30 protein-coding genes are annotated in these 26740 nt (G+C 61.4%); 16 read left to right on the forward strand and 14 right to left on the reverse strand.

From position 1 onward, the window contains the following. Positions 1 to 13 precede the first annotated feature (13 nt). The 10 genes from DAES_RS07415 to DAES_RS07460 all read left to right on the forward strand — a co-directional run bounded on the left by DAES_RS07415 (position 14) and on the right by DAES_RS07460 (position 7890). On the forward strand, positions 14 to 955 hold the full coding sequence (locus DAES_RS07415) for an LptA/OstA family protein (RefSeq protein ID WP_157864822.1): 942 nt from the start codon (positions 14 to 16) through the stop codon (positions 953 to 955). Beyond that, positions 956 to 1681 carry an LPS export ABC transporter ATP-binding protein gene (gene lptB / locus DAES_RS07420; protein WP_013514415.1) on the forward strand — a complete coding sequence of 242 codons (726 nt, stop codon included), beginning with the start codon at positions 956 to 958 and terminating at the stop codon, positions 1679 to 1681. It begins immediately after the preceding gene. Between the two features lie 243 nt (positions 1682 to 1924). Further along, a complete protein-coding gene (rpoN, locus tag DAES_RS07425) occupies positions 1925 to 3331 on the forward strand; it encodes an RNA polymerase factor sigma-54 (protein ID WP_013514416.1) in 1407 nt (468 codons plus the stop codon). Positions 3332 to 3366: 35 nt separating this feature from the next. Further along, positions 3367 to 3906 (forward strand): ribosome hibernation-promoting factor, HPF/YfiA family, encoded by a 540-nt coding sequence (gene hpf, locus DAES_RS07430; protein ID WP_013514417.1) that lies wholly within the window; start codon positions 3367 to 3369, stop codon positions 3904 to 3906. A 2-nt stretch (positions 3907 to 3908) separates the two neighbouring features. Further along, entirely contained in the window at positions 3909 to 4358 is a 450-nt protein-coding gene (locus DAES_RS07435; protein WP_013514418.1) for a PTS sugar transporter subunit IIA, read from the forward strand. Between the two features lie 20 nt (positions 4359 to 4378). Beyond that, the gene (rapZ, locus tag DAES_RS07440) at positions 4379 to 5260 is read left to right on the forward strand and encodes an RNase adapter RapZ (protein ID WP_013514419.1); all 882 of its coding nucleotides are present in this window, start codon (positions 4379 to 4381) and stop codon (positions 5258 to 5260) included. A gap of 2 nt (positions 5261 to 5262) precedes the next feature. Then, a complete protein-coding gene (locus DAES_RS07445; protein ID WP_013514420.1) occupies positions 5263 to 5718 on the forward strand; it encodes a PTS sugar transporter subunit IIA in 456 nt (151 codons plus the stop codon). Further along, complete coding sequence (locus tag DAES_RS07450; RefSeq protein ID WP_013514421.1) at positions 5715 to 6179, forward strand: PTS sugar transporter subunit IIB; 465 nt, start codon at positions 5715 to 5717, stop codon at positions 6177 to 6179. The genes DAES_RS07445 and DAES_RS07450 overlap by 4 nt, the downstream gene beginning before the upstream one ends. Before the next feature lie 55 nt (positions 6180 to 6234). After that, the gene (locus DAES_RS07455; protein WP_269077529.1) at positions 6235 to 6876 is read left to right on the forward strand and encodes a PTS sugar transporter subunit IIC; all 642 of its coding nucleotides are present in this window, start codon (positions 6235 to 6237) and stop codon (positions 6874 to 6876) included. Positions 6877 to 6969: 93 nt separating this feature from the next. Continuing rightward, the gene (locus DAES_RS07460; protein ID WP_013514423.1) at positions 6970 to 7890 is read left to right on the forward strand and encodes a manganese-dependent inorganic pyrophosphatase; all 921 of its coding nucleotides are present in this window, start codon (positions 6970 to 6972) and stop codon (positions 7888 to 7890) included. A 320-nt stretch (positions 7891 to 8210) separates the two neighbouring features. On the opposite strand, the gene dapA is transcribed toward DAES_RS07460, so the two are convergent. The 14 genes from dapA to DAES_RS07530 all read right to left on the reverse strand — a co-directional run bounded on the left by dapA (position 8211) and on the right by DAES_RS07530 (position 21907). Then, entirely contained in the window at positions 8211 to 9092 is an 882-nt protein-coding gene (gene dapA, locus DAES_RS07465; protein ID WP_013514424.1) for a 4-hydroxy-tetrahydrodipicolinate synthase, read from the reverse strand. A 46-nt stretch (positions 9093 to 9138) separates the two neighbouring features. Beyond that, complete coding sequence (locus DAES_RS16935) at positions 9139 to 9996, reverse strand: UshA-like (seleno)protein family 2 (RefSeq protein WP_420705206.1); 858 nt, start codon at positions 9994 to 9996, stop codon at positions 9139 to 9141. Between the two features lies 1 nt (position 9997). After that, positions 9998 to 10273, reverse strand: a complete 276-nt coding sequence (locus DAES_RS07475; protein WP_013514426.1) for an HU family DNA-binding protein — start codon at positions 10271 to 10273, stop codon at positions 9998 to 10000. A 135-nt stretch (positions 10274 to 10408) separates the two neighbouring features. After that, on the reverse strand, positions 10409 to 11218 hold the full coding sequence (locus DAES_RS07480; protein WP_013514427.1) for a MinD/ParA family protein: 810 nt from the start codon (positions 11216 to 11218) through the stop codon (positions 10409 to 10411). 12 nt (positions 11219 to 11230) lie between these two features. Next, entirely contained in the window at positions 11231 to 12064 is an 834-nt protein-coding gene (locus DAES_RS07485; protein WP_013514428.1) for a GGDEF domain-containing protein, read from the reverse strand. Beyond that, positions 12057 to 13176, reverse strand: a protein-coding gene (gene prfB / locus DAES_RS07490) for a peptide chain release factor 2 (protein WP_173358451.1) whose coding sequence is annotated in 2 segments (ribosomal slippage) — positions 12057 to 13100 and positions 13102 to 13176 — 1119 coding nt in all. Because the reading frame shifts where the segments join, the coding sequence is not laid out codon by codon here. Before prfB ends, DAES_RS07485 begins: the two co-directional genes overlap by 8 nt. 7 nt (positions 13177 to 13183) lie before the next feature. Next, entirely contained in the window at positions 13184 to 14695 is a 1512-nt protein-coding gene (gene lnt, locus DAES_RS07495) for an apolipoprotein N-acyltransferase (protein WP_041271384.1), read from the reverse strand. 2 nt (positions 14696 to 14697) lie between these two features. Then, the gene (locus tag DAES_RS07500; protein WP_013514431.1) at positions 14698 to 15516 is read right to left on the reverse strand and encodes a hemolysin family protein; all 819 of its coding nucleotides are present in this window, start codon (positions 15514 to 15516) and stop codon (positions 14698 to 14700) included. A 133-nt stretch (positions 15517 to 15649) separates the two neighbouring features. Beyond that, a complete protein-coding gene (mnmG, locus tag DAES_RS07505; RefSeq protein WP_013514432.1) occupies positions 15650 to 17533 on the reverse strand; it encodes a tRNA uridine-5-carboxymethylaminomethyl(34) synthesis enzyme MnmG in 1884 nt (627 codons plus the stop codon). A gap of 14 nt (positions 17534 to 17547) precedes the next feature. Then, positions 17548 to 18774, reverse strand: a complete 1227-nt coding sequence (locus tag DAES_RS07510) for a M20 family metallo-hydrolase (RefSeq protein ID WP_013514433.1) — start codon at positions 18772 to 18774, stop codon at positions 17548 to 17550. Positions 18775 to 18870: 96 nt separating this feature from the next. Continuing rightward, the gene (locus tag DAES_RS07515; RefSeq protein ID WP_013514434.1) at positions 18871 to 19152 is read right to left on the reverse strand and encodes a PxxKW family cysteine-rich protein; all 282 of its coding nucleotides are present in this window, start codon (positions 19150 to 19152) and stop codon (positions 18871 to 18873) included. A gap of 128 nt (positions 19153 to 19280) precedes the next feature. Beyond that, a complete protein-coding gene (locus DAES_RS07520) occupies positions 19281 to 20618 on the reverse strand; it encodes an amidohydrolase family protein (RefSeq protein WP_013514435.1) in 1338 nt (445 codons plus the stop codon). A gap of 4 nt (positions 20619 to 20622) precedes the next feature. Continuing rightward, the gene (mtnP, locus tag DAES_RS07525; protein ID WP_013514436.1) at positions 20623 to 21372 is read right to left on the reverse strand and encodes an S-methyl-5'-thioadenosine phosphorylase; all 750 of its coding nucleotides are present in this window, start codon (positions 21370 to 21372) and stop codon (positions 20623 to 20625) included. 13 nt (positions 21373 to 21385) lie between these two features. Next, positions 21386 to 21907 carry an adenine phosphoribosyltransferase gene (locus DAES_RS07530; RefSeq protein WP_013514437.1) on the reverse strand — a complete coding sequence of 174 codons (522 nt, stop codon included), beginning with the start codon at positions 21905 to 21907 and terminating at the stop codon, positions 21386 to 21388. Positions 21908 to 22024: 117 nt separating this feature from the next. On the opposite strand from DAES_RS07530, the gene rsmA reads away from it, so the two are divergent. The 6 genes from rsmA (at position 22025) to DAES_RS07555 (ending at position 26721) form a co-directional block, all read left to right on the forward strand. Next, entirely contained in the window at positions 22025 to 22810 is a 786-nt protein-coding gene (rsmA, locus tag DAES_RS07535) for a 16S rRNA (adenine(1518)-N(6)/adenine(1519)-N(6))-dimethyltransferase RsmA (RefSeq protein ID WP_013514438.1), read from the forward strand. 270 nt (positions 22811 to 23080) lie between these two features. Next, positions 23081 to 23353: an HU family DNA-binding protein gene (locus DAES_RS07540; protein WP_013514439.1), complete on the forward strand. Its 273-nt coding sequence runs from the start codon at positions 23081 to 23083 to the stop codon at positions 23351 to 23353. Positions 23354 to 23370: 17 nt separating this feature from the next. Next, complete coding sequence (locus DAES_RS17580; protein WP_013514440.1) at positions 23371 to 23544, forward strand: hypothetical protein; 174 nt, start codon at positions 23371 to 23373, stop codon at positions 23542 to 23544. 182 nt (positions 23545 to 23726) lie between these two features. Then, positions 23727 to 23927: a 30S ribosomal protein S21 gene (gene rpsU / locus DAES_RS07545; protein ID WP_013514441.1), complete on the forward strand. Its 201-nt coding sequence runs from the start codon at positions 23727 to 23729 to the stop codon at positions 23925 to 23927. Positions 23928 to 23929: 2 nt separating this feature from the next. Further along, the gene (locus DAES_RS07550; RefSeq protein ID WP_013514442.1) at positions 23930 to 24379 is read left to right on the forward strand and encodes a GatB/YqeY domain-containing protein; all 450 of its coding nucleotides are present in this window, start codon (positions 23930 to 23932) and stop codon (positions 24377 to 24379) included. A 23-nt stretch (positions 24380 to 24402) separates the two neighbouring features. Then, entirely contained in the window at positions 24403 to 26721 is a 2319-nt protein-coding gene (locus DAES_RS07555) for an endonuclease MutS2 (protein ID WP_013514443.1), read from the forward strand. The last annotated feature ends 19 nt before the right edge of the window (positions 26722 to 26740 follow it).

Genomic DNA, 26740 nt, shown 5'->3' on the forward strand with positions numbered 1-26740 from the left:
GGCTTTGATGAATATGACAGGCAGATTTTTCACGGTGGCCCTGTGCGTGCTCGTGTTCGCCTCGGTGGCGCAGGCCGCAGACTGGGGCGAGATACGCGAGGCCGCGAACACGCTCAACGTGCGCGAGGACCGCACGCCCCGCAGCGAGCATGTGGTCACCCTGGCCAAGGGCCAGCGGGTTAAGGTCGATTTTCTGAGAGACGGTTGGTACGCGATTTTTCCCGTCAACGAGACCGAGCGTAGCGAGAAGCGGGCCATGGGCTATGCCAACGCCAAGTATCTCGTGCCGGTGACGGCGGGCGCGCCTGCTCCCCTCCATGACACGCAGCCGGAAGAGTCAGGAGACACGTCAGGGGAAGCGTCAGGAGAAGCGGCGGCAGAAGTGTCTGCTGCCCTGACCGGTCAGGACCAGCCGGTTGCGGCCAAGCCTGCGCGAAGCGGCGAAGCAGGGGTGCAGGGCGAGGGCGCGGTCAAGGGGCCGGTGGCCTCCACACCGCCAGAACCCATCCAGGTGGGCGTTGACCCGAGCCAGGTGCCGGTCAAAATCACCTCGGACCGCATGACCTACGATGAGAACGGCAAGGTCGTCTCCTTTGTGGGCAACGTGGTGGCCGTACACGGCGAACTGACCCTGTGGGCCAATCGGCTCTCGGCCTTCTTCTCGTCACGCAGCGGCAAGAAGTTCGCCGTGGACAGCATCGATCGGATCGTGGCCGAGGGCGACGTGCGCGCCCAAAAAGGCAAGACCGAAGGATCGTGCGGCAAGTTGACCTACCTGGTCGAGGAGCAGATTCTCAAGATGGAGGAGGACCCGATCCTCAAGGACGGGCCGAACAGCCTGACCGGCAATGTCATCAACTTTTTCGTGCGCGAGAACCGCAGCGAGGTTGTGAGCGGCCAGGGCAAGCGGGTCCAGGCCATTTTCCTGACGCCCGAAAAGATCAAGGTGCAGTAGATGGCCGTCGGACTCATCGCAGCCAACCTCTCCAAACGGTACGGCCAGAAAGAGGTCGTGCACGGGATCAATCTCGAACTCAACACCCGCGAGGTGGTCGGCCTGCTCGGCCCCAACGGGGCGGGCAAGACCACCACGTTCTACATGCTCGTGGGCATCGTCAAGCCCAACACCGGGCATGTGTCGCTGGGCGGCGTGCCCCTGACCGACAAGCCCCTGCACGAGCGCGCCCGCATGGGCGTGAGCTATCTGCCGCAGGAAAGCTCCATCTTCAAGAAACTCACGGTGCGCCAGAACCTCCAGATCATCCTGGAGCAGACGGCCATGACCCCTGCGGCCCAACACCGACGGGCCAACGAGCTGATGGAGATGTTCACCATCACCAAGCTGGCCGATCAGGCGGCCATGTTTCTCTCCGGCGGCGAGCGGCGCAGGCTCGAGATCGCCCGCGCCCTGATCATGGACCCCAAGTTCATCCTGCTCGACGAACCCTTCGCCGGTATCGATCCCATTGCCGTCATCGACATTCAGGAGATCATCTCGGTCCTGAAAAGCATGGACATCGGCATCCTTATCTCCGATCACAACGTGCGTGAAACATTGAACATCTGCGACCGTGCCTATCTCGTGTACGAAGGGTCGGTCATTCTAGAGGGCAGCCCGGAGGAGATAGTGCAGGACAGCCGCGCCCGCCAAATCTATCTTGGCGAGGATTTCCGCCTCTGATCCCCTTTTTCCCCATCCTTCCGCTCTTGGCGATTTACACCAGGGTGAATCATTGGTACACTTTTTTCATGTGGCGTATTCTCTGGTATTAATCGAGACGCGACAGTGGGTTATAAGTATTGTGTTGCGTCCTTTTGTGATGTGTGGCAGTGTCTGAACCAAGAATCGCATGTGATGGTGAAATAAAGTGAAACGAACCCCCGGAACGCAGTCGCGATGACTCTGGTCCGAGAGGCTTAGAATATGGGATTGGAACTCAGGCAGCAACTCAAGCTCTCCCAGCAGCTGGTCATGACCCCGCAGTTGCAGCAGGCCATCAAGCTGTTGCAACTCTCGCGACTGGAGCTTTTGGAGACGGTCCAGCAGGAACTCATGGAGAATCCGTTTCTCGATGAGACCGAAGTCGAGACCGAGATTCGCGAACCTGAGAAGTTGACTGAATCCCAGGCCGAGGAGGAGCTTGTCCGCACTGCGGACTGGGAAAACTATCTCGGCGAGTTCTCCAGCACATCCAAACAATCCACGGCCCGCGACTCCGAGATTCCTGAGGAGGGGCTTTCCTTTGAGGCGCGTCTGGCCTCGAAGCCGACCCTGGAGGGGCATCTCAACTGGCAGATGCGGCTCTCCAACTTCACCGAGCGCGAGGTCGCCATTGGCGATGTGGTGGTCGGCAACCTCGACCACAACGGGTATCTCCAGGCGACCATTGAAGAGATCATGAGCATGGTCACCGCCACGCCCGAGGAGGTGGAGTCGGTTATCCGGCGGTTGCAGCGGCTCGACCCGGTGGGTGTTGGGGCGCGCACCCCGCAGGAGTGTCTGCTGGTGCAGATGGAGGTGCTTGGCTACGACGATCCGATCCTGGTCTCCCTGGTCCGCGATCACCTGGAAGACCTGGAGAAGAACCGTTTCAAGCCCCTGGCGCGCAAGTTCAAGATTTCCATGGACGAGCTCAAGGAGTACATCGAACAGCTCCAGACGCTCGACCCCATGCCCGGCTCCCACTACGCCAGCGCCGAACCCCATTATGTCAGCCCGGATGTTTTCGTCTACAAGTACGGCGAGGATTTTGTCATCATCCTCAACGAGGACGGGCTGCCCCGGCTCCAGATGAACTCTTTCTACCTGGAGACCATGCAGGGGGCCAAGAACAAGGAAAAAGAGTATTTCCAGGAAAAGATGCGATCTGCCGCCTGGCTGATGAAAAGCCTGTACCAGAGGCAGAGAACCTTGTACAAAGTAGTTGAGAGTATTGTCCGCTTTCAGCGTGATTTCTTTGAGGAAGGCGTGACAAGACTCAAACCGCTCATCCTCAAGGAGGTGGCAGAAGACATCGAGATGCACGAGTCCACCGTCAGCCGCATCACGACCAGCAAGTACGTGTCCACACCGCACGGCATCTTCGAGTTGAAGTTTTTCTTCAACAGCGCGCTGGATCTCAATGACGGCTCCCAGGTAGGCTCCGAGAGTGTCAAGGCGCTCATCAAGCAGATGATCGCCGCGGAAGACCATAAAAAACCCTTGAGCGACGAGCGGATAGGCGAGATACTTCAGGAGAGGCTCGAAGTGAACATCGCCCGCCGCACAGTGGCCAAATACCGCTCCGCCATGGGCATAGCGTCGTCTTCCAAGAGAAAGCAGTATTTCTAAGGCAGGCTTTCAGCACGTTCAACCAGGAGGAATGTATGAACATAAGCTTCACTTTCAAGAACTTTGAGCCGTCCGATCATCTCAAGGGCTATGCGCAAAAGCGTTTTGAAAAGGTGGGCAAGTATGTTTCCGACGCGGAGGCCGACCTCCAGGTCAACCTGCTGGTCGACAAGTTCCGCCACAAGGCGGATATCATCCTGAATGCCGACGGCATCCATATTTCCGCCTATGAAGACTCCGAAGACATGTACTCGACCATCGACATGGTGCTCGACAAGCTGGAAGCCCAGATGCGACGGATGCGCGAAAAGATCAAGGACAGGACCAAGCAGGCGCGCGGCAACAAGGTCCAGATGAACTTCCTGTCCTACGGGAGCATTCCCGGAGAGTCCGGGCCGACCATAGTCGGCACCGACACTTATGAACCAAAGCCCATGTCCGTTGACGAGGCGGCCCTCCAGTTGGAGACCCTTGACAACGAGTTCCTCGTGTTTCTCAACGCCGAGACCGAGGGAGTGAACGTAATCTACAAGCGCAAGAACGGCGACTTCGGTCTGATCGATCCTGGAAACTAAGCATGAAACTCGGTGATTACCTGGACAAGGACCTCGTCCTTTATGACCTCGCCTCCGCCACAAAGCCGGAGGTGCTTGAAGAACTCCTCGCCCCGGTGGGCGTGAAATATCCAGAGATGGACACGGACCTCGCGGTCCGTGTCCTTCTTGATCGTGAAAACCTCGGCACCACGGGCATCGGTGACGGCATCGCCATCCCCCACGGCAAGCTCGAAGACCTGGAGCAGGTCATTGTGGTGGTCGGCAGGAGCGTCTCAGGGGTCGATTTCGCGGCCCTGGACCACAAGCCGTGCGCCATCTTCTTTCTTGTGCTCGCCCCTGAGCAGGTGGCAGGCATGCATCTGCGCATCCTGGCCCAGGTCTCCCGGGTGCTCAAGGACGAGGCCTTCCGGCGCGAGTTCATGGAGGCCGAAAGCAACGAGGCGCTCTGGAAGCTCCTCGAAGAGGTCTAGCCTGTGCAGGAGCCATGTCAGTGACGCCAGCCAACACCTTTCCCATGGTCGTCGTGACCGGCATTTCCGGCTCTGGCAAAAGCACGGCGCTCAAGGTCTTCGAGGATCTCGGCTTCTTCTGCATCGACGGTCTGCCGTCGGGCATGTCTCCGAAGATCGCCGATCTGATCCTCAAGCAGGATTCCAAGTACCGCGGGCTGGCGCTGGGCATGGACATGCGTCAGCCGGAATTTCTGGAAGGGTGGGACACCGCCCTTGAGGAGCTGGCCAACATGGGCATCACCCCCCAGGTGCTCTTTCTCGAAGCCAAGCTCGGCGTACTCATGCGGCGCTACGCCACCACCCGCAGGCCGCACCCCCTGGAGAGCCAGTCCTTGGGCCTTGAGCAGGCGCTGGAGCAGGAGAAATCGCTCCTCGACCCCATCCGCGCCAACGCGGAACTGGTGCTCGACACCTCTGACTATTCGGTCCATGACCTGCGCCGGGTCATCCAGACCAAATGGTCGGCCATCGAGGAGCTGGGGCGGGGCATGCGCGTGCACATCATCACCTTCGGATTCAAGTACGGCGTGCCGTCCGAGGCGGATTTCGTCTTTGACCTGCGCTTTCTGCCCAATCCCTATTTCGACAAATCCCTCAGGCCGCTTTCCGGGCTGGACGAGGCCATTGCCGACTATGTGCTCGGCAGCGAGGTCGGGGCCAAATTCAATGAGAAATTTTTAGAATTCATCACCTATGTGCTGCCCCTGTACGCCGACGAGGGCCGCTACAGGATAACCCTGGCTCTGGGGTGTACGGGCGGAAGGCACCGTTCGGTCAGCGTGGCCGAGTCCGTGCTGGCGACGCTGAAGGAAAAAGGGTATGCAGTCACCATTGAACACAGACATATGGAACTGGGATAGTCATGGCTGCGAAGAATGATAAGAATGACAAGAATGCAATGGTCGGCGTGGTGCTGGTCACCCACGGCACCTTTGGCGAAGGGCTGCTCCAGGCGGCGGTCATGGTGCTGGGACCGCAGGAGAATTGCGTTGCCGTTGGCGTGGACGTCTCCACCGGGGTGGACGAATCCATGGAGGCTATCCGCAAGGCCATCAAATCCGTGGAGAGCGGCAGGGGCGTGATCGCGCTGACCGATCTCTTTGGCGGCTCGTCGACCACCATGAGCCTGTCGCTGATGAAGTCGGAGCGGCTCGAGGTCATCACCGGCGTCAACCTGCCCATGCTGATCGCCACGCTCTCGTCGCGGCTCATGGAACTCGACGCCCTGGCCGACAAGGCCATGGGGGCCGGGCAGCAGGGCATCAAGGTGGCAGGGGCCATGCTGCGCAAACGGGCGGCAGACAAGGCAAAGCCATGACCCTGGTGCGCATCGACAACCGTCTTATCCACGGCCAGATCATCGAGACGTGGCTGCCCTACACCGGGGCCACCGCCGTGGTCGTGGCCAATGACCAGCTCGCTGCCGACATCCTCCAGCAGGAGATCATGTCCCTGGCCATCCCGGAGACCGTCAAGAGCGCCTTTGTCGGGGTGGAGGGTGTGGTCGAGGCTGTGGCCCGTTACCATTCGGTTCGCGAGACGGTCGGAGTTCTCGTCCTTTTTTCCAACTGTGCCGATGCCAAGAGGGCGTATGACTCCGGATTTGCCTATGATGTCCTGAACATCGGCAACGTCCACTACAGTCCCGGAAAGCGGCAAATATCGCCAAGCGTCGCCCTTTCCACCGAGGACGAGGGGTGCCTCAAGCAGCTCTCCAGACGTGGGGTGGCCCTGGATTTCCGCTGTGTCCCCAACGATCCCGTGCAGGTGAGGTTCTAGTCGTGGCCTTGTCGAATCCTTTCCTCTGGTTTGCCCTTGTCGCTTTTTTTTTGCCCTGTTCTCCCTCTTCAGATTCGCGCTGACCATCGGGCTGCTAGAACGCCCCCTGGTCATTGGCCTGTTCTGGGGCCTGGCCACGGGCGACATGGAAACAAGCCTGTGCATCTCCATCTTCTTCGAACTCTTCTGGCTTGATCTCATCCCGGTCGGCACCTACATCCCGCCGCACCTGACGGTGGCTACCTTCGTGGCCCTTTCCCTGACGACGTATTTCGGCCTCGACCAGCCCGGGCGCATCAGTTTCGTGCTCTTTGCCAGCATGCCCCTGGCCTGGCTCGGCACCCGTCTTGAAGCGCTGCTCAGGGAGCAGGACCGGAGCAACTACAATCGGCTGCTCAACTGGGTGCGCAATCCGAAAAACCCGCACCTGCCCTCGCTGATCGTCATGCGGTCGGTGGGTCGGACCTTTGTCCTGTCCGGGCTGGCCTTCTATGTGGCAGTCATCGCACTCATGTATGCGTTCAAGGCCTTCTTTGCCTTGTATCCGAGCCGATTGGATATCGGCGTCACCTGGCCCCACCTCTGGGTGGCGGCCACCCTGGGAGGCCTCATGGCGCTCAGGCTCAAGCGTGCCTATGCCGTTTTGGCGGCGGGAATATTTCTTTTCATGATTTTCATCTTTTGGGGCAGGTTTTAGCTTGGCAGCCGGGGTTGATTGTGATATTCGTCACATTCTCTTTCGCTGGCGTACTATCCTGAGTTCAGGACTAATCAATTAGGAGGACTTGATATGGCTATTCTGGTTGTAGGACACAAGAACCCCGATACCGACACCGTCGCTTCCGCGATTGCTGTCGCCGATCTTTTCACCAAACGCGGCATGGCCGCCAAGGCGATCACCCAGGGCGAAATCGCTCCTGAGACCGCGTTTGTGCTGAAGAAGTTCGGTCTTTCCGCCCCCGCCATCGTGACCGACGCGACCGATCAGAAGATCATCCTCGTCGACCACACCGACATCTCCCAGACCATCGACAACCTGGACAAGGGCGAGTTGGTCGCTGTTGTCGACCACCACAAGCTGGGCGATGTCACCACCTCCAACCCGCTCGAGATGTGGGTCTGGCCCGTGGGCTGCTCCGCCACCGTCATCAAGAACATGTACGATTTCTACAATGTGGCAGTCCCGGCCAACATCGCCGGCATCATGCTCTGTGCCATCCTGAGCGACACCGTCATGTTCAAGTCCGTGACCACCACCGACGCCGACAAGGTCGCTGTGGAGGCCCTGGCCAAGATCGCCGGCGTCAAGGACACCATGGCTCTGGGCATGGAGATGTTCAAGGTCAAGTCCGCCGTTGACGGCGCCACCCCCGAAGCCCTGGTCTTCCGCGACTACAAGGACTTCGACATGTCCGGCAAGAAGGTTGGCATCGGCCAGCTGGAAGTTGTCGACCTGTCCATGCTGGACGCCCACAAAGCCGCCCTGCAGGCCGAGATCGAGAAGGTCAAGGCTGATGGCCGTCACTCCGTCTTCCTGCTCCTGACCGACATCATGAAGGAAGGCACCGAGATGCTCATCGCTTCCGACGACCCGTCGGTTGTCGAGAAAGCCTTTGGCGTCAAGGCCACCGGCAAGTCCGTGTGGCTGGACGGCGTCATGAGCCGCAAGAAGCAGGTCGTGCCCTGTTTCGAGAAAGGCTTCAAGGCCTAACACGGCCCAGCCTGCTGGTTATAGCGCAAAGTCAGGCCCGTCAGCGTTGTGCTGGCGGGCCTTTTCACGTCCTGTGAACGGCGCGGTTGCTGTTCTTGCATGGTCTCTCGTGAGTCGTGGCAGGGGAGGGGGCTTGTGCCAAGATGCACAATCCATGCGTTGCAATCCCGGTGAGAAAAGATGAGCAGTTCTTCCTGGCCCGGTCCCAGCGCTGTGCGTCTACGGAGAGGATTCGCAAGAGAAGGGCGGGGCAGGAGTCTCCTGCCCCGCCCTGGCGGTGTACTGATGATGCGCGCCTTGACCTGGCGGCATGGGGGAAACTACAGGAGCCCGGCTTCCTTGAGCACTGCTTCGAGCCTGGGGACGTTCTCGTCCCGCAGGGGGACGATGGGCAGGCGGAATTCGGCCCTGGGGAAGATGCCCATCATGCGCAGCGCGGTCTTGACCGGTATGGGATTGGTCTCCATGAACATGGCGCGGATGACCGGGGCCATCTTCAAGCTCAGGTCAATGGCTCCCTGGTGGTCCTTTTCCATGAAGAGCCTGCACATGTCGCTCATGGCCTTGGGCATGATGTTGGAGATGACCGAGATGACGCCCTGACCGCCCACGGAGAGCAGGGGAATGACCGTGAAATCGTCGCCAGACAGGAGCTGGAACCCCTGGCCGCAGTATTCGACCACCTGGGCGGCCTGGCACATGTTGCCCGTGGCCTCCTTGACGGCAATGGCCTGGGGCACGGCATCGACGATGCGCTTGAGATCCTGGGGCAGCAGGTTCAGCCCGGTTCGGCTTGGCACGTTGTAGATGACGAACGGGATCGAAACCTTGTCGGCAATGGCTTTGAAATGGGCGATCAACCCTTCGGGCGTGGGTTTGTTGTAGTAGGGCGTGATTTGTAATGTCGCGTCCGCACCGGCCTCTTTGGCGAGGCTGGTCAGCTCAATGGCCTCTTTGGTGCTGTTGGACCCGGCCCCGGCGATGACCGGCAGACGGCCTTTCACCTGCTCGACGCATATCCTGATGATGCGTCCCTGCTCCTCGTGGGTCAGGGTGGCGGCTTCGCCGGTGGTGCCGCAGGGTACCAGCCCGTCTATGCCCTGCTCGATCTGCCATTCGATGAATTCGCGGTAGGCGGCCTCGTCAATGGCGCCGTCCCTGAACGGGGTAGAGAGAGCGGTAAATGCTCCTCTGAATTCCATAAAACAATTCCTCCTGAGTGTGTGGGCCTGGGCCTGGGCGGTTTTCCTACTGGAGGATTGCGCTCACGTCCGGGTTGTCATCATATTGGTCGCCAAGGCCGATGGTGGTCGGCATGATGGTGCCCGGTTCCGACCATTTGAACGAGGCGGTGCGCTCCGGCCAGCTCTGGACCTGGATCTGGCTCACGGTTTGTCCCTTATCATAGGGACGGACCCAAAGACAACGGCCATTGGCCTCGATGCGTCCGTTGACACCGGAACCGCGCCCGCTGCCCAGCAGGATGTCGGGCACAAAGCCCGGCTTTTGGGCCAGATACTCGCGTTCGCCGACCCAGCCCCAGTCGGAAAGGGCCACGATCAGGCGCACCGAGGCGCGCTCCTGCCTGATTTGCCGAGAAATGTTCTCGATCAACCGCTGTGGCGGGATGTCCTTGCCCTGCGGCAGGGAAGGGAAGCGGATGAAACCGATCCGATCGCCGGACGCTGTTTCGATCACGGTGAAGGGAGTGTTTTCAGCGGTCTGCCTGACCGGTTCAGGCTCTATTCCCAGGCCGGCCAGCGTCTGGGCCTCGGACTGTCCGGCAAGCCCGATGTCATAGCGCAGGAGCCCATAGGCCTGCATCAGGCTCTCAAGGACTCGTGTGTCGGGCGTTGTGCCATCGGGATTCATGAATTCCCATCCGCCCGAGACCAGCAGCCTGGGCGCCTCTGATGTATGCACATCAAAAAAATACGTAGCCCGCCGGGCCACGCCACCAAGGGTTCGTCCGCCTCAGGATGGGCATGGCCTGACAGTGCCATACGTGTTCGCCGTATAGAGGATGGTCAGAACGGGTTGCGCCTGCGCGGGACCGCAATGAAGCAGGCCGACCGCCAGCAGCAGGCAGAAGAGAATTCGTCGCATCCTAATCGTTGATAAACTCTTTCAGCTCTTTGCCCGGACGGAAGAAGGGAAGCTTCTTGGAACGGACCTGGACCACGCTGCCGGTCTTGGGGTTGCGCCCGGTGTAGCCTTCGTAGTCCTTGATCTTGAAGCTGCCAAAGCCCCTGATCTCGACACGGTCGCCCCGCAGGAGCGCTTCCTTGACGGAATCGACGAAGGCTCCGACCACCTTGGTGGCTTCGTCAACGTGCATTTTCTTCTGTTCTGAAAGAGCCTTGATCAATTCGCTCTTGTTCATGGTTTCCCCCTGAAGCGTTAGGTTATCGCGGAACGACAATTCATCCCGCCAGGAAACAAAAAAATGATTCTCCAGCGGAATACTAACTAACTATGCCAAAAAATGGCTCTTTTCGTCAACCCCTTATTTCATTAATCACAAAGAGGGAAAATCCTTCAGGATGGGTCTGCCGGAAATGCGCTCGCGGTTGTCCTCCCGGTAACGGATGATCTTTTTGGCCAGGGCATAAATATCTTTGGCAGCCGGGGAGTTGGGGGCATATTTCATGAGCGGGGTCTGGCGCCTGACAGACTCGACCACGGTCCGGTCCTGGTGGATGAACCCGAGGTTTCTCAGTTCGATGCCCAGGAAATTCTTGCAGGCCGCAGCCAGTCTGTCAAAGGTCTGTTTCGCCTCGCTCGCCGAGGTGGCCTGATTGACGATGACCAGGAAGTCCTTCACGTCGCGCTGGGTGGCCAGCACCTTGATCACGGCGTAGCTGTCGGTCAGGGAGGTGGGCTCAGGGGTGACGATCACTATCCGAAGCTGCGTCAAGGTGGCGAATGAGAGGACCGTGTTGCTGATGCCGGCACCCAGGTCGAGCATCAGGTAGTCGTATTCCCCGGCCAGGTTCACGAGCTTCTTGAACAGGATGTCCTGGAGGTCTTCGTCCATTTCCACCAGCTCCGGGATGCCGCTGGTGGCCGGGAGCATGTCAAAACCCTTTTCGATGCAGACCAGCACGTCCTCGGCTTTGACGCCGTTTTGGAGCAGGTCGTGCAAGTTGCGTTCGGGCGAAATGCCCAGCAGCACGTCGAGATTGGCCAGTCCAAGGTCGCAGTCCATGAGCATGGCCGTCATGTTCTCCAGATGCAGGGCATAGCCGAGATTGAGGATGATGTTGGTCTTGCCGACACCGCCCTTGCCGCTCATGACGGAAAGACTCAATGTGTTGTTTCGGTTCATGTCCTGTCTCCGTTATTTCCCGCCGAACAGGAATTGCTTTTCGTTTGCGTGGACCAGCGTGTCGCTTGGGACGTTGTCGGCAAAAGGCAGTCTGGAGACCCTGATCTGGTCCTTGCCAGCGTTCTTGGCTTCGTAGAGGGCGTCGTCCGCCATCTGTACCAGCTCGACCGGCTCCAGGTCCACGGTCCCCTTGAAGCAGGTCAGGCCCACGGAGCAGGTCACGGAGAAGGTGTGGGAACCGTCCGGGGCGGTGAATTCCATCTGCCGGAACTCGGAGAGCAGCCGTTCCAACAGACGCTGCGCCTTGACCACGCCCGATCCGGCCATGACCAGGGCAAACTCCTCGCCTCCGAACCGGGCGGCGAGATCATAGCGGCGGGTGGTTTCACTGACCCTTCTGGCAAAGGCGATCAGCACTTCGTCGCCCTTGGGATGTCCGTAGGTGTCGTTGATGCGCTTGAAGTCGTCGAGGTCGAACAAGGCGAGGGAAAGGGGTGTCTTGGCCCGTCTTGAGCGTTCCACCTCGATTTCCAGGGTCCGGTCAAAGGCGCGGCGGTTGGCCAGCCCGGTAAGGGGGTCGTGGTCGGTCTGGTAGGCCAGCCGCTCAAGGGTCGCCTGGAACTGCCTGAGGTGCGGAAACGTGTCGCCGTCGATGGGCAGGGTGAGCCACTGGTACAGGTCGTATTTGCTGGCCAGGGTCTCCCATTGATCGGGCTTGAGTCCCTTGATGAGCCGGAACACCCAGACCGCGTCGGGCGAGTCGCCGTCTGGATTGAAGGCGAAGCGCAGCTCCTTCTGGAGCTCGGCCAGCTCAGAGATGAGCGCGTCTTCCTGGAAATTAGTCATGTTTTCCTTGAGCATGGACAAAAAGGAGATGGTTTCTGATCATGGCGTCAAGATCGCCGTCCAAAAACGCGTCCACATTGCCCGTTTCACTGTTGGACCGGTGGTCCTTGACCAGACGATAGGGTTGCAGGGTGTATGTCCTGATCTGGCTGCCCCAGGCTATGGCGCCCTTGGCCTGATAGTCCTGCCTGCGGCTCTCCTCGATCTTCTGCAGCTCCCTCTCGTAGAGGCGCGCCTTGACCAGCCGCAGGGCCGTGGCCTTGTTGCGGTGCTGGGACTTCTCGTTCTGGCACTGGGCCACGATGCCGGTGGGCAGATGGGTGATGCGCACGGCAGAGCTGGTCTTGTTGACGCTCTGGCCGCCGGGGCCGCTGGAGCGGAACACGTCGATGCGCAGGTCTTCGTCGCGTACCTCGATCTCGATGTCGTCGTCCATGTCGGGATAGACATCGACCGAGGCGAACGAGGTGTGCCGCCTCCCCGACGAGTCAAAGGGGGATATCCTGATGAGGCGGTGGACGCCGCTCTCGCCCTTGAGCAGGCCGTAGGAATAGAGCCCCTCGATCTGGAGGGTCACGCTCTTGATGCCCGCCTCTTCCCCAACCTGGTAGTCGAGCTGCGTGATCTTGAACCCCTTGCGCTCGGCAAACCGGGTGTACATCCGAAGCAGCATCTCGGCCCAGTCCTGGGACTCGACGCCGCCCGCGCCGGGGTGGATTTCGAGGATGGCGTTGCCCTTGTCGTGCTCAAAGGCAAACATGGTGGCCAGCTCGGTGATGCCCAGCCGTTCCTTGAAGACCGATATCTGGCCGTCGAGCCCGGCCATGGCCTCCTCGTCGCGGGATTCATGGGCCAGTTCGAGCCATGCGTCGAGGTCGTCCTTGGCCTGGGCCAGGCTCTCGTACATGGCGAGCTTGTCGGAAAGCTGCGTCTTCTCGCGCAGGAGCGGGGTCAGGGCGCCGGGCTTGTCCCAGGCGCCGGGCTTGGAGAGTTGGTGCTCTATCGCTTCGAGGCGGGTTTTGGTCTCGGCATAGTCAAAGCCGCCCCCAAAGCGTCCCGAACTTGTCGATGAGTCCTGCGGAAATGGTTTTGAGTTCGTGGTATTCGAGCATGGGAAAACTATCCTTTCGCGTTGTTTCTTGTGCGCAGGCCTACCCAGGCGAAGCACAGGGCGGTCAGGGCGTATATGGCGGAACCGAGCCAGGGGAACACCCGATGAAACACGGTGGTTTCATTGATGGGGGCGATGGCCGCGCTCAGGCTCTCGGCCTGGAACTGTTCCCCTCTGGCGACAATGCGGCCTGCCGGGTCGATGAAGGCGGAGATTCCGGTATTGGTGCTGCGGACCAGCCAGCGTCCCTGTTCCACGGCCCGCATGACTGTCAGGTTGAGGTGCTGCCGGGGAGCTGAGGTGTCGCCGAACCATGCGTCGTTGCTCATGTTGAGAAGGGCCTGCGCGCCCTGTTCCACCTGTTTCTGGGCAAGCTCCGGGAATATCCCCTCATAGCAGATGAGCACTCCGAGGGCAACGGTGTCCACGGTGATGGGCCGATTGTCAGTGCCCGGAACAAAGTCGCCCACGGCCTGGACCAGCTTCTCGAACGGCACCCATTCCTTGAGGGGCATGTATTCGCCAAAGGGCACCAGATGCTCCTTGTCGTAGGAGCTGAGGACGCGGCCCGTGTCGTCCACGAGCCAGGCGCGGTTGTAGAGCACGTAGGTGCGCAGCTCCATGTTGGTGATCCGGTAGGCGGGCGCGCCGGTGATGATGGGCGTCTTGGTTTCGCGGGCCAGCTGGCGCACAGCCTCGCTCAGCAAAGAGGCGTCCTGGAGGTAAAAAGGCATGGCCGTCTCTGGCCACACCACCAGTCCCGGTGCATGGTCGCGGATGGCCGCGCGGCTCAGATCCGCATATTTCTCAATGGTTTCGACCTGGAATCGGGGCTCCCATTTCATGCCCTGGTCCACGTTGCCCTGGACGACCGAGACCGTGAAGTCTGCCGTGCCGCTGTCAAGGGCATTGACCCTGTAGAGCCCGAAGGCCGTCAGCGTGATGGCAAGCCCCATGGCAAAGACCAGGGTGCTGCGGTAGGTGGAGTAGAGCAGGATGGCCACGGCCAGGGCGGCCAGGACGCCGGACAACCCGTAGGCTCCGATGATCGAGGCTCCCTGCACGGCAAAGGGCCAGGGCGCGAATGCCGCCGCCAGGTTCATCCAGGGGAAGCCGGACAGGACCATGCCGGTGAGCATCTCCATGGACGCCCAGGACAGCCCGGCGAGCAGGCACAGCGGGATGCCGGTGATGTGCCGCCCGGCGTGATGCATGCCCACGGCGAACAGGCCGTAATAGACGGCCAGCGCTGCCGCCAGGAGCGCCGGGCAGGGCATGGCCACATACCAGGGCAGGCCGCCGTATATCTGGACCGGGATGACCATCCAGTAGAAACAGCCCGTGCCTGCCAGCAGTCCGGCGAGCCAGCCGTATTTGAATGCGTGCCTGCCGGAGGTGGCCCGCAGGCCGATCCAGGCGAGCCCCAAAGGAAAGGCGAGGGCGGCCAGGGGAAAGTGAAAGACCGGATTGGCGAACCCAAGCCAGGCCCCCAGGGTGGCGAGCAGGACGAGCGTCAGCACCGTCACTCGTGTATCGGGTCGATGCGGATTGACCAGATTTGCCGCTCGTCGGAGCGGATAATGGTGAACTGCCTGTTGTCCACGAGAAAGACCTCCCCTTCGCGGGGGATCCGCCCGGCCATGGCCGCCACATACCCGCCGATGGAATCGACCTCGCCGCTCTCAAGCTCGAAGCCGCACTTGTCGGACACCTCGTCGAGCAGGGTGCGGCCAGAAACGATGAACACGTTGTCCTCGATTTCGAGGATTTCGTCTGGCCGTTCCTGATCGTATTCGTCAGAAATCTCGCCCACGATCTCTTCAAGCACGTCTTCCATGGTGACCATGCCCGAGGTGCCGCCGTATTCGTCCTGCACGATGGCCATGTGGTGTTTTTCGCGCTTGAAGGAGGCCAGCACCTTGTCCAGGCGCATTTCCTCGGGAACGAAAAACGGGGGGCGCATCAGGCTCGTCACGGGCATGTCCCTGCGGCCCTCAAGAAGCGGCGGCAGGAGATCCTTGGCATGCACGATGCCGAGGATGTAGTCCCGCGTTTCCTTGAAGATGGGGATTCGGGAGTGGGCGCCCTGGTTGATGATGATTTCAGCGATGTCACCGACCGTGCTGCTTGCGTCGGCGCAGGCCATGTCGGTTCGCGGGACCATTATTTCCGAGACATGTTTCTCGTCAAAATCCAATATGTTCAGGAGCATCGAGACTTCTTCGTTCTCAATTTCCCCTTCGGCCCTGGCTTCGAGGATGTGCTCCTCAAGCTGCTGTCCGTTGGAACCGAAAATTTTCTTGAAAATATTGGATAATCGACTATCAGACCCTTCGTCCAAGACCAGACTCCTTGAATAATGACGTTTTGTTGCTTCCTTGGCCGGGATGGGCTCCCGGTGCGCAGGAATGATTGCAGATTCCTTAATTAGTCTGTGGCGTATGTCATGTCAATACTCGCATATGCCGGTTTTGTCACAACAGACCGCGTTTTTTGAGGTCGATTTCGAGACACGATATGGCCGCCGGGGTGACGCCGGAGATGCGGCTGGCCTGGCCCAGGGTCAGGGGCTGGATCGCGGTCAGTTTTTCCACCACCTCGCGGGTCAGGCCGGAGACGGTCGCATAGTCCGTGTCCAGGGGCAGGGATACGTCTTCGAGCAGCCTGGAGCGGACCACCAGTTCTTCCTGTTTCCTGAGATACCCCTCGTAGCGGATGCGTGTTTCGGCCTCGGTCAGCACCTCCTCGTCCATGTCGGCCAGGGCGGGGTGGAAGGCGGCCAGACTCTGGATGGACACCTGCGGCTGCCGGAGCAGGGCGGCCAGCTCCACGGCCTTGCCCGGCACTGCCGCGCCGATCCGCTCCATGATCCCGCGGTTGACGGCGTCGGGCCGCACCCGGATGGTCTGCAAGGCCTCAATGACCGATTGCAGACGCTCCCGCTTGGTCGTGAAAAGTCGCCAGTGTTCGTCGTCCACCAGTCCGAGGTCGCGCCCGAGCGGGGTCATGCGCTCGTCGGCGTTGCCCTCGCGCAGGAGCAGGCGGTGTTCTGCGCGCGAGGTGAACATGCGGTAGGGCTCAAGGGTGCCCTTGGTCACCAGGTCGTCCACCAGCACGGCCATGTACGCCTGATCGCGGGTGGGCAGGAACGGCTCGCGGCCCGTGGCCCGGCAGACCACGTTCAGGGCGGCCCACAGTCCTTGGGCCGCGGCCTCCTCGTAGCCCGAAGTGCCGTTGATCTGCCCGGCCAGATAGAGTCCGGGCAGCACTTTCGTCTCCAGAGTGGGGCGCAGCTGGGTGGGCGGAGCGTAGTCGTACTCGATGGCGTAGCCGGGGCGCACGATCTGTGCGTTTTCCAGGCCGACGATGGCCGCGACCATCCGCTTCTGGATGTCGAGCGGCAGGCTGGTGGGGATGCCGCTGGGGTAGACTTCGGGGTTGTCCAGCCCTTCGGGCTCGATGAAAATCTGATGGCGGTCCTTTTCCGGAAATCGGGCGACCTTGTCCTCGATGGACGGGCAGTAGCGCGCTCCTGTGCCCTCGATGACGCCCGTGAACATGGGCGAGCGGTCAAAGCCGGAGCGGATGGCCTCGTGGGCCTCGGGGTTGGTGTAGGTCAGGTGGCAGGGGACCTGGGGCAGCGGCACTGTGGTGTTGCGAAAACTGAAGGGCTTGGGCGGATCGTCGCCCGGCTGCGCCTCCATCCTGTCGAAATCCACGGACGACTTGAGCAGCCGCGGGGTGGTGCCGGTCTTGAGGCGGCCAAGGGTCAGCCCAAGGGCGCGCAGGTTGCCCGAGAGCGGCCCGGACGCGGGATCGCCCATGCGTCCGCCGCTGAAATTGTCGAGCCCCACATGGATGAGCCCCTTGAGAAAGGTGCCGGTGGTCAGCAGCACGGCCCGTGACCTGATGGTCTCGCCCAGCTGTGTCCTGACCCCGCACGCCTGCCCGCCCTCCACCAGCACGCTGTCGGCGGTGTCCTGGAACACCCAAAGATTGTCCTGGCCGAAAACGGATCGCTGCACCACGCGCATGTATTCGGCCCGGTCGATCTGCGCCCGGCTGGAGCGCACCGCCGGACCCTTGCGGGTGTTGAGGGTGCGGAACTGGATGCCAGCCGCATCGGCCCACAGCCCCATCATGCCGCCCAGGGCGTCGATCTCCCTGACCATGTGGCCCTTGGCCAGCCCGCCGATGGCCGGGTTGCAGGAGAGGTGCCCGATGCGGTCGATGCTGATGGTCAGGAGCAGGGTGGCGAGGCCGAGACGCGACGCGGCCATGGCGGCTTCGCATCCGGCATGGCCTGCGCCCACCACTATGAGGTCGAAACTGTCGGGAAACCGGGCTTTACGCTGCATGCGCCCTCTTTGGCTCACCCCTGGATCAGGAGCATGTCGGCGATGACCTTGGCGTCGCCGATGGTGTTCCTGATGGAGGCCCACTCGTTGGGCTGGTGGGCGTTGTGGTTCAGGGTGGCCCAGACCACGGCGTGGAATCCGCGGCGGCGCAGGAAGGCGGCCACGGTGCCGCCGCCGATGCCCACCGCGCGGGGGGTGTTGGCATAGACCCTTTTCACGCTGGTCATGACCCGCCGCACGATCTCGCTGTCCACCGGGGTGGACGGGGCGGCCTGCTCGTACATGGTCTTGTCGTAGGAGATGGTCACGCCGTGGGCCTTTTCCACCGCGTCGCCAAACCCCCGGATGGTGTCGAGCACCTCGTCCAGCTTGTAGCAGGGCAGCACGCGCGAATCCACATGGAAGACATCGCGACCCGGTATGGTGTTGACGTTCTCCACGTTGGCCTCTTTCTTGGTCGGCTCAAAGGTGGAGTGGGGCGGGTTGTAGATGGGGTCCTCGGCGTCGTAGATCCGCTCCAATTCCTTGATGCGCAGGATGAAATCCGCAGCCGCGACCAGAGTGTTGATGCCCTGGGCCGGGGTGGAGGCATGGCACTGTTTGCCCTCCACCGTGATCTTGAGCCAGAACATGGATTTTTCGGCCACCTCAACCATGGTCGAGTCCGGCTCGCCGGAATCGGGTACCAGGAAGAGGTCGTCGGGCGAGAACATGTCGGCGTGCTCGCGCACGAGATAATCCAGGCCCATGGCGCTCCCGGTCTCCTCGTCAGCCACGAAGAGCATGCCGTAGTTCATCTCCGGCGTGAGGCCGAGGTCGAGCAGGGCCCGGGCCGTGATGATGGACGAGACGATGCCCTGCTGGTTGTCCTCCACGCCGCGGCCCACCAGGATGTCGCCGTCGCGCTTGAGGGTGTAGGGATCGGTCTTCCACAGGGCGAGGTCGCCCGGAGGCACTATGTCGATGTGGGAGATGACCCAGAGGGTTCTGGAGGTGTCCCGGCCCGCAATGACGGCGGCCACGCTCGGTCTGTACCCGCAGGACACGGCTGCGTCAGGGGCGCGAAATTCACGGATGTCACTGATGCCCATGGACTCCAGATGGCTGATGAGAAATTCGGCCTTGTCCTTTTCCCCGTCGCCGCCGTTCTTGGGTCCAAGGGCCGGGATGGCGGTGAGGCGACGCTGGAGTTCGCAAACGTATTCGGTTTGTCCGTCGAGTGCGGTGAAAAGGGCGTCCATGATTCCTCCGTGTTCTGGGCGTGTCAGAGATCGGGCCTGCGGGCGACGCAAATAAAAAAGGCGGGGCAAGCCCCGCCTTTGTGAATACCGGTTTGTCTAGCGGCCGCGGGCTGCGCGCTTGGACGCCTTGAGCGGGTTGACCTTGACCTTCGTGCCCTTTTCGGCTTCGCGGGTGTGGGTGGCAAAGTTGCATTTGCCCTTGGTCCACTTCAGCGCAGGCTGGGCGTAGGTGGTGCAGTAGCTGGCGTCCTCGAAGGGCACGACGCGGTCACACCCTTCACACTTCTCGACGATGGTTTCCATGATGACGCCTTTGTAGTTCAGACCGGCGTCGGTCTTGACTGCGCCTTCCAGGGAAACGGGTTTCTTTTTGGCCATGTTGTGCCTTCCTCCTAAAAATGATGCGGCTCAGGATATGCCGGTGGCATAAAAATCTCGTATTGGTGCAAGAGCAGAATTCGATATGCACCCAAGGTGGGTGTTGTCAAGTTGTTTGGTATTCTTTTTCATTTTCCGGCCTGGGAAACGACCCATCTGGAAGCCCGCAAAGCCTTGGCCTGCAACGATTTTACGTCGATGGTCCTGAAATCGCCGAAGAGGTAGAGGATTGTGCCGGCCACCATGGTCATGCACACTTCCATGCCGGTGGCCGAGTAGACCGCCAGTGAAACGTGGTTGTAGGCTGGCTGCATGTTGGGACCGGAGAGATCAAGGGCGATCATGTCCGCCGGATGGCCGGCCTCAATGCGCCCAAGTCCGGGCTGGCCCAGGCAGGCAGCGGAGCCGCGCGTGGCCATGTCGAGCACGGACTGAGCCGACATGGCGGCGGCGTTGCCATGACGGAGTTTGCCCAGCAGGGCGGCATAGGACAGATCGCGGAACATGTTCAGCTGGTTGTTGCTGGCCGCGCCGTCCGTGCCCAGGCCCACGGTGACGCCCGCGTCGAGCATGGCCTGCACCGGGGCGATGCCCGAGCACAGCTTGAGGTTGGAGACCGGATTGTGGACCACCCGGGCCCCGGTCCGGGCCACGATGGCGATCTCCCTCGCGTCGAGATCAACGCCGTGGTGGAGGACCGTGCGCCGGGTGAGCAGGCCGCGCTCGTGCAGGATGTCCAGGGGGCGTCTGCCGTATTTCTCCACACAGACGGCGGTCTCGGCCGGGGATTCGGCCAGATGGATCTGCCAGGGCGTGTCGAGCTCGCAGGCCAGTTCAAAGCTCTCGGCCAGCTCCTCCGGGTTCACGGTGAAGGCGGCGTGGGGGGTGACGGCGGTGGTGACAAGCGGATTGTCGGCGTAGCGCGCGTGGAGTTCCCTGATGGTCTGCCAGCAGGCCTGGGCCGTGGGGAACATGGGGGACGGGAAGCTGAAGAACCCTTCGCCCAGCACGGCCCGCAGCCCGGCGGTCGAGGCCGCGTCGCCGGTCACCTGCTCGTGGAAATAGCCGTTTAAAAATGCGGTGCATCCGGTGCGGATCAGCTCGGCGCAGCCCAGGGCCGCGCCGATGCCGAGCATCTCCTCAGTCAGCTGGAATTCCACCGGCCAGATGTGTTCCTCAAGCCACTCCATGAGCGGCATGTCGTCGGCAAACCCCCGGAACAAGGTCATGGGCAGGTGGGTGTGCCCGTTGACCAGTCCTGGCATGAGCATGCACCCGCCAAGGTCGAGCCGGTCCGCTGGGGCATACGCCCGTTCCATTTCCGGTCGCGGGCCGATCCGGTCCACCAGCCCGCCCGTGACGGCCACCGCGCCGTTGCTGATGACGGTGCGGGCGTCGTCCTGGGTGATGATCACGTCGGCCAGGACGAGCAGGTCGCAGGGAGAGGGTGGCAACGAGTTGGTCAAGGAATCAGTCCAGGTTGGCGATGGTTTCGGTCAGGAGCGAGGTGACCATTTCCACATTGCTCCTGAACACCTCGATGATGTCATCCCAGGAGACAGGGGCCTCGTCGGTCTTCCAGCAGTCGTAGTCCGTGCTCATGGCGACCGAGGCATAGGGGATGCCCGCCTCGTTGGCCAGGATGCATTCGGGCGCGATGCTCATGTTGATGACATCCGCCCCCCACATGCGGAACATGTTCGATTCCGCCCTGGTGGAGAAGCGCGAACCCTCGATGGTGACGACCGTGCCGGTCTTGTGGTGGGCGATGCCCAGCCGCTCGCAGGCGTCAATGAGGTGCCTGCGCAGCGCGGCGTCAAAGGGGTCGGCCATGCCTGTGTGTCTTGGATCGTGCGGGGCAAAGGTTTCGTAAAACGAAACGTGGCGCAGCCGGGTGAAATCGATGAACTGGTCGAGGATGATCAGGTGCCCCCGGTCGATCTCCTGGCGCAGGGAGCCGCAGGCCGTGGTGGCGATGATGCAGCCGCATCCGGCGTCCTTGAGGGCCTTGATGTTGGCCCGGTAATTGACATGGGTGGGCGGGATGGTGTGTTCGCGGCCATGCCGGGCAAGGAGGACCACGTCCCGGCCTGCCATGGTGCCATGCCTGAGCGGGGCAGAGGGGACGCCGTAGCTGTTGGAGACCTCCACGTCGCGGGCGTCGTGCAGGATATCCGGGTTGTCCAGGCCGCTGCCGCCGATGATGCCTATGAGGGTCATGAAAGTGTTCCTTCTAGTCGAGTTCAAGCAGGAAGCAGTGCTCCTGTCCGGCGTCCTGCATCCGCTTGGGGCCGTCCAGGAAGCCGAGCTGGATGACAAAGCCGCAGCCCACGATCTCGCCGCCCGCCTCGGCCACCAGTTTGAGCATGCCCTCGACGGTGCCGCCCGTGGCCAGCAGGTCGTCGATGACCAGGACCTTCTCGCCCGGAGCGATGGCGTCCTCGTGCATGCACAGGGTGTCGGTGCCGTATTCGAGGTCGTAGGTGACGCAGCGGTTCTTGAAGGGCAGCTTGCCCGGCTTGCGCACGGGCACGAAGCCGATGCCCATCTTGTAGGCCAGCGGCGCGCCGAAGATGAAGCCGCGCGCCTCCGCGGCCACGATTTTGGTGGCCCCGCAATCCTTGAACTTCTCGGCCAGACAGTCGACCGCGTGCCTGAAGGCGTCAGGGTCGCTGAGGATCGGGGTTATGTCGAAGAAAACGATGCCTTTTTTCGGGTAATCGGGAATGTCCCGAACATAGTCGCGCAGATTCATTGCTCCCTCCAGCGGATAATTACCGCCGATTCATACGTTTGAAAATCCGCAGCTGTCAATGGTGTTGCCTTGGCCCGGCGCTTGGGCTAGTGAGGTGGCCACACGGAGACCAGAAACATGCACGGCGAAGCGTACCATCACAAGGCCAAGAAGAGCCTGGGCCAGAACTTTCTGACCGACCAGAACATCTGCCGCAGGATCGTGGACGCCATCGCGCCCGGCCCGACGGACACTATAATAGAAATAGGTCCGGGGCAGGGGGCGCTGACCGGGTTCATCGCCCAGGCCCATCCGGCCCGGTTCAGCGTGATCGAGCTGGACGACGGGCTGGCCGACCGGCTTGAGGGCGCATATCCGGACATCGAGGTGATCCGGGCCGACGCGCTGAGATTCCCGTGGGAATCCCTCAACGCGGGGGAGCGGTGCAAGATCGTCGGCAACCTGCCCTACAACGTGGGCTCCAAACTCATCTGGGATATCGTCTCGCGGGTGCAAACCCTTGATCGGGCGGTGTTCATGGTCCAGCACGAGGTGGCCCTGCGCCTGACCGCCGAGCCCGGCTGCAAGGCCTACGGCGGCCTGACCGCCTGGGTGCGCAATTTCGCGGACACCCGCTATCTCTTCAAGGTGCCGCCCACGGTCTTTCGTCCGCAACCCAAGGTGGATTCCGCCGTGGTCGCCTTTGTCCCCAGGCCGGTCGGGGAATGGCCCCGGTCGCCCCAAGCGCTGGACAGGCTGATCAAGATGCTCTTCCAGAAACGGCGCAAGCAACTCTCGAACATACTCAAGCCGTTGTGGAGCCAGGAGATCGAAAATTGGTTCGCAAGCCAGGGGATAAGCCCGATGGCGCGTCCGGAGACCCTGTCGCCGCAGCAATTCCTTGAACTGTCCGCCCTTATCTGAACAGATTGCCCGCAAGTCCTTGCCCGGCAAGAGCATTGCGCCAACGGGCGCGACCGTCCCGGACAGTGGAGCGGATCGGAAAAATCCCCCGGAAGCACCAACTGGCTTCATTTTTTTCAGATTTATGGCCCGACGGGCTGGACACGGGGTGAAAGTTCATTTAAAGGCCAGTAAGTGAGTTGCTACGGATTCGAAGTGCGGACGCAAACCCGTGCGTGCCGGGCTTTTACCCAATACGTAGGTTAATTTCTTAGTGAGGAGGAAGGACTGATGACAAAGGCTGAGTTGGTTGTCAAAATTGCTGAGAAGGCCAATCTGACCAAAGCGAACGCCGAGCGCGCCCTGAACGCTTTCCTGGAAAGCGTGGAGGGCAACCTCGTGAGCGAAGGCAAGCTGACCCTGACAGGTTTCGGCACCTTTGTGGTTGAGCAGCGCAAGGCTCGTGTGGGCCGCAATCCCCGCACCGGTGCCGATATCAAGATTCCGGCCACCAAGGTGGTCAAATTCCGTCCTGGCAAGCTCCTCAAGGATGCCATTAAGTAATCTGGAGGAGATTCCCCATGATGATTCACGGTGAAACCGTTCACAGTCCGCTCCCGATGGACCTTCCCTGGTGGATGCCCGATCATTTCATCTTCTTCGGCGTCCTGTACGTCGTTCTGGGCGTCATCGGTGTTGGCCTGACCTACACGATCGCCAAGTCCTGGTGTGACGCCAAAAAGGCGCACCACTAGGCCTGTCATGCATCACGCGTAGCCTGCCGGAGCAAATCCGGCAGGCTGCTTTTATTGCCCCGCCCCAAGGTCGAGGTATGCATCTCTTTTGTGGTTGCAATTCGTCGGGCGGGGGTGTATGTAGCTTTTCTTATTTCGCCAGCCCGCCTGAGGCGGGCGGTTCACCGAGGAGGTGATTTCCATTGCCCGGCGTATATTTAGACGATAGCGACAACTTCGACATCTCCCTGCGTCGTTTCAAGAAGCAGGTTGAAAAGGCCGGAATTCTTTCCGAGCTCAAGAAGCGCCAGCACTACGAGAAGCCCAGCGTCCAGAAGAAGAAAAAGAAGGCCGCCGCCAAGAAACGGCTCGCCAAGAAAATGCGCAAAGTGCGCGGTATGTAGACATGAGTCTGTTGCAGAAGATAGACACTGACTACATAGAGGCCTACAAGGCCAAAGCGACGGTAAAAGTGGCCGTCTTGAGGCATCTCAAGACGGCCATTCAAACTCGCATGGCCGAGGGCAGGGGCAAAGACGTCACGGATGATGACGTGCTTGATCTCATTGCCAAGCAGGTCAAGCAACGCAAGGATTCCTTCGAGCAGTACACCAGTGCGGGTCGCGACGATCTTGCCAGGGTCGAGGCCGAGGAACTGGCAGAGCTTGAGCAGTATCTGCCCAGGCCCCTTGGCGACGAAGCGCTAGCTGCCGCCATCGACAAGGCCGTGGCAGACCTCGGGGCGACCGGTGTGCAGGACATGGGCAAGGTCATGCAGGCCGTCCTGAGTGCCCACAAAGGGCAGGTCGACGGCAAGAAGGCCAGCGCCCTGGTTCGTTCCAGGCTTTCCGCCTAACTCTCCAAACATAGACGGCTCATATGGAGTCCAGATCATTTCAGGTATTGGAGTTCCCGAAAATTCTCGGGGCATTGGCCGGTTTCGCCGTTTCCGGAGCCGGGACTTCCGCCTGCCTGAAACTCCATCCGTTCAAGGAGCTCGACGAAATCAGGGAGGCCCTTGTCCTCTATGGGCAGGCTGCCGCCTGGGTCGTCGAATCCTCCTTTGTCATGCGCGCCTTCCCGGAGCTGGGCGGGCTGTTCGCCTACCTTGAGGGGCCGGGCAACGCCCTGGACCAGGACGATCTCTTTGCCCTCAAGCAGGTGCTTGATGTGGCTGGCGAGGCGCGCCAGTCGCTTGAGAAATTTCAGGATCGCGGCTGGGACATCCTGGGCCGGACCCTCTTTGCCTATGCGTGGCCATCACGGACCGTTTCCGGCATAGGCCGCTGCCTGGACCCGGAAGGCAGCATCCGCGACGCCAGCTCGCCCGAGCTGCTGGCCGTGCGCCAGGAGATCCGGGCCATCCACCAGCGTTGCACCAAGAGGGTCAAGGACTTCATCCTGGCCGAGAACCTGGGGCAGGCGCTCCAGGACGAGTTCATGACCATCTCGTCCGACCGCTACGTGCTGCCCTTCAAGGCCAACTACAAGAACAAGACCAAGGGCATCATCCACGATTATTCCCAGACCGGCGAGACCTGCTATTTCGAGCCCATGTTCCTGGTGGAGACCAACAACCGGCTCCAGGAACTCAAGCGCGAAGAGCGGGAAGAAGAGTACAAGATTTTGAAATACCTGACGGAACTTGTCCGTCAGGAGCAAGAGGGCGTGCTGGGTGCGTACAGCGGTCTGGTCACTCTCGACGTGCTCATGGCCAAGGTGGCCCTGGGACGGGCCATCCAGGGGAGGGCCATCGAGGTGGAGCGGGAAGGCGAGCCCAGGCTCGTCAGGGCGCGGCATCCGCTGCTGGCCCTGACCGACACCGCCGTGCAGCCCGTGGATATCGAACTGCTGGCCGGGCACAAGGCGCTCATCATCAGCGGCGGCAACGCGGGCGGCAAGACCGTCTGCCTCAAGACCCTGGGCCTGATCGCCCTGATGACCTTTGCCGGGCTGCCCGTACCGGTTGCCGAGGGAAGCGTGCTTCCGCTGTGGACGGACATTTTCGTGGTCATGGGCGACGAGCAGAGCCTGGAGGAGAACGTCTCCACCTTCACCGCCCAGATCAAGTACCTGTGCCGGGTGTGGGACCAGATCGGCAGGCGCACGCTCTTCATCCTCGACGAATTCGGCGCGGGCACGGACCCCACCCAGGGCGCGGCCCTGGCCCAGGCGGTCATCGACAATCTGGTGGAGCGCGAGGCCACCTCGATCATCGCCACGCATTTTCCGGCCCTCAAGGCATACGCCATGGCGGCCGATTCAGTCAGGGCGGCCAGCGTGCTCTTTGATCCGGGCACCAAGAAGCCGCTGTTCCGGCTGGCCTACGATCAGGTGGGAGCGTCCATCGCCCTTGACGTGGCCCGCGAACACGGGCTGCCCCGGACCATTCTGGAACGCGCCGAGCGCTACCTGCTGCTGGAAGGCTCGGACACCTCCTCGGTGCTCGACCGGCTCAACGAGATGGCGGTCAAGCGCGAGCAGGAGCTGGACGCCGTGCGGGCCGAGCGCGAGAAGCTGGAGCACAAGCGCGACAAGCTCGAAGCACGCTTCGAGAAGGAACGCGCCAGGGTGCTCAAGGACATCCAGGCCCAGGCCCAGGCCATTGTCAGGCAGTGGCAGGCGGACAAGCTGGGCCGCAAGGAAACGCGCAAAAAGCTGGCCGAGGTGCGCGAGCGGGTGCTGGAGATGGGGCCGAATCCCACAGCCGGCACCGGGAACACGGCGGGAGATGGTGACCTTTCGTTTGCCGACATTGTCCCCGGCCTGAAAGTGTCGTATCCGGCATGGAACAAGTCCGGCACCGTCATCGAGGTGAATGTCCGCAAGCGGCAGGCCAAGGTGGACATTGGCGGCGTGGCCATGTGGATCAAGGCGGAGAACCTCGGTCCGGTCGAAAAATCGGGCGAGCCGCTGGCCAGGGCCGAAGTCGTGTCCTCAGGGCCGCCGTCGGAACTGGTGGTCGAGGTGGACATCCGGGGCAACCGGGCCGACATGGCCCTGAGCATGCTGGAGCGGGCCATGGACGACGCCCTGCGCAAGGGTGCGGGCAAGATGGAGATCATTCACGGGCGCGGGACCGGAGCCCTGCGCCGCGAGGTGCATGACTTCCTGGGGCATTATCCGGCAGTGGCGGAGTTTTCCATCGCCAATGAGGAACGCGGCGGCGACGGCATGACCGAAGTAACTCTCAAGTAGCCGGTTTTCGACCGGTGCG

Source organism: Pseudodesulfovibrio aespoeensis Aspo-2 (assembly GCF_000176915.2).
Lineage (GTDB): Bacteria > Desulfobacterota > Desulfovibrionia > Desulfovibrionales > Desulfovibrionaceae > Pseudodesulfovibrio > Pseudodesulfovibrio aespoeensis.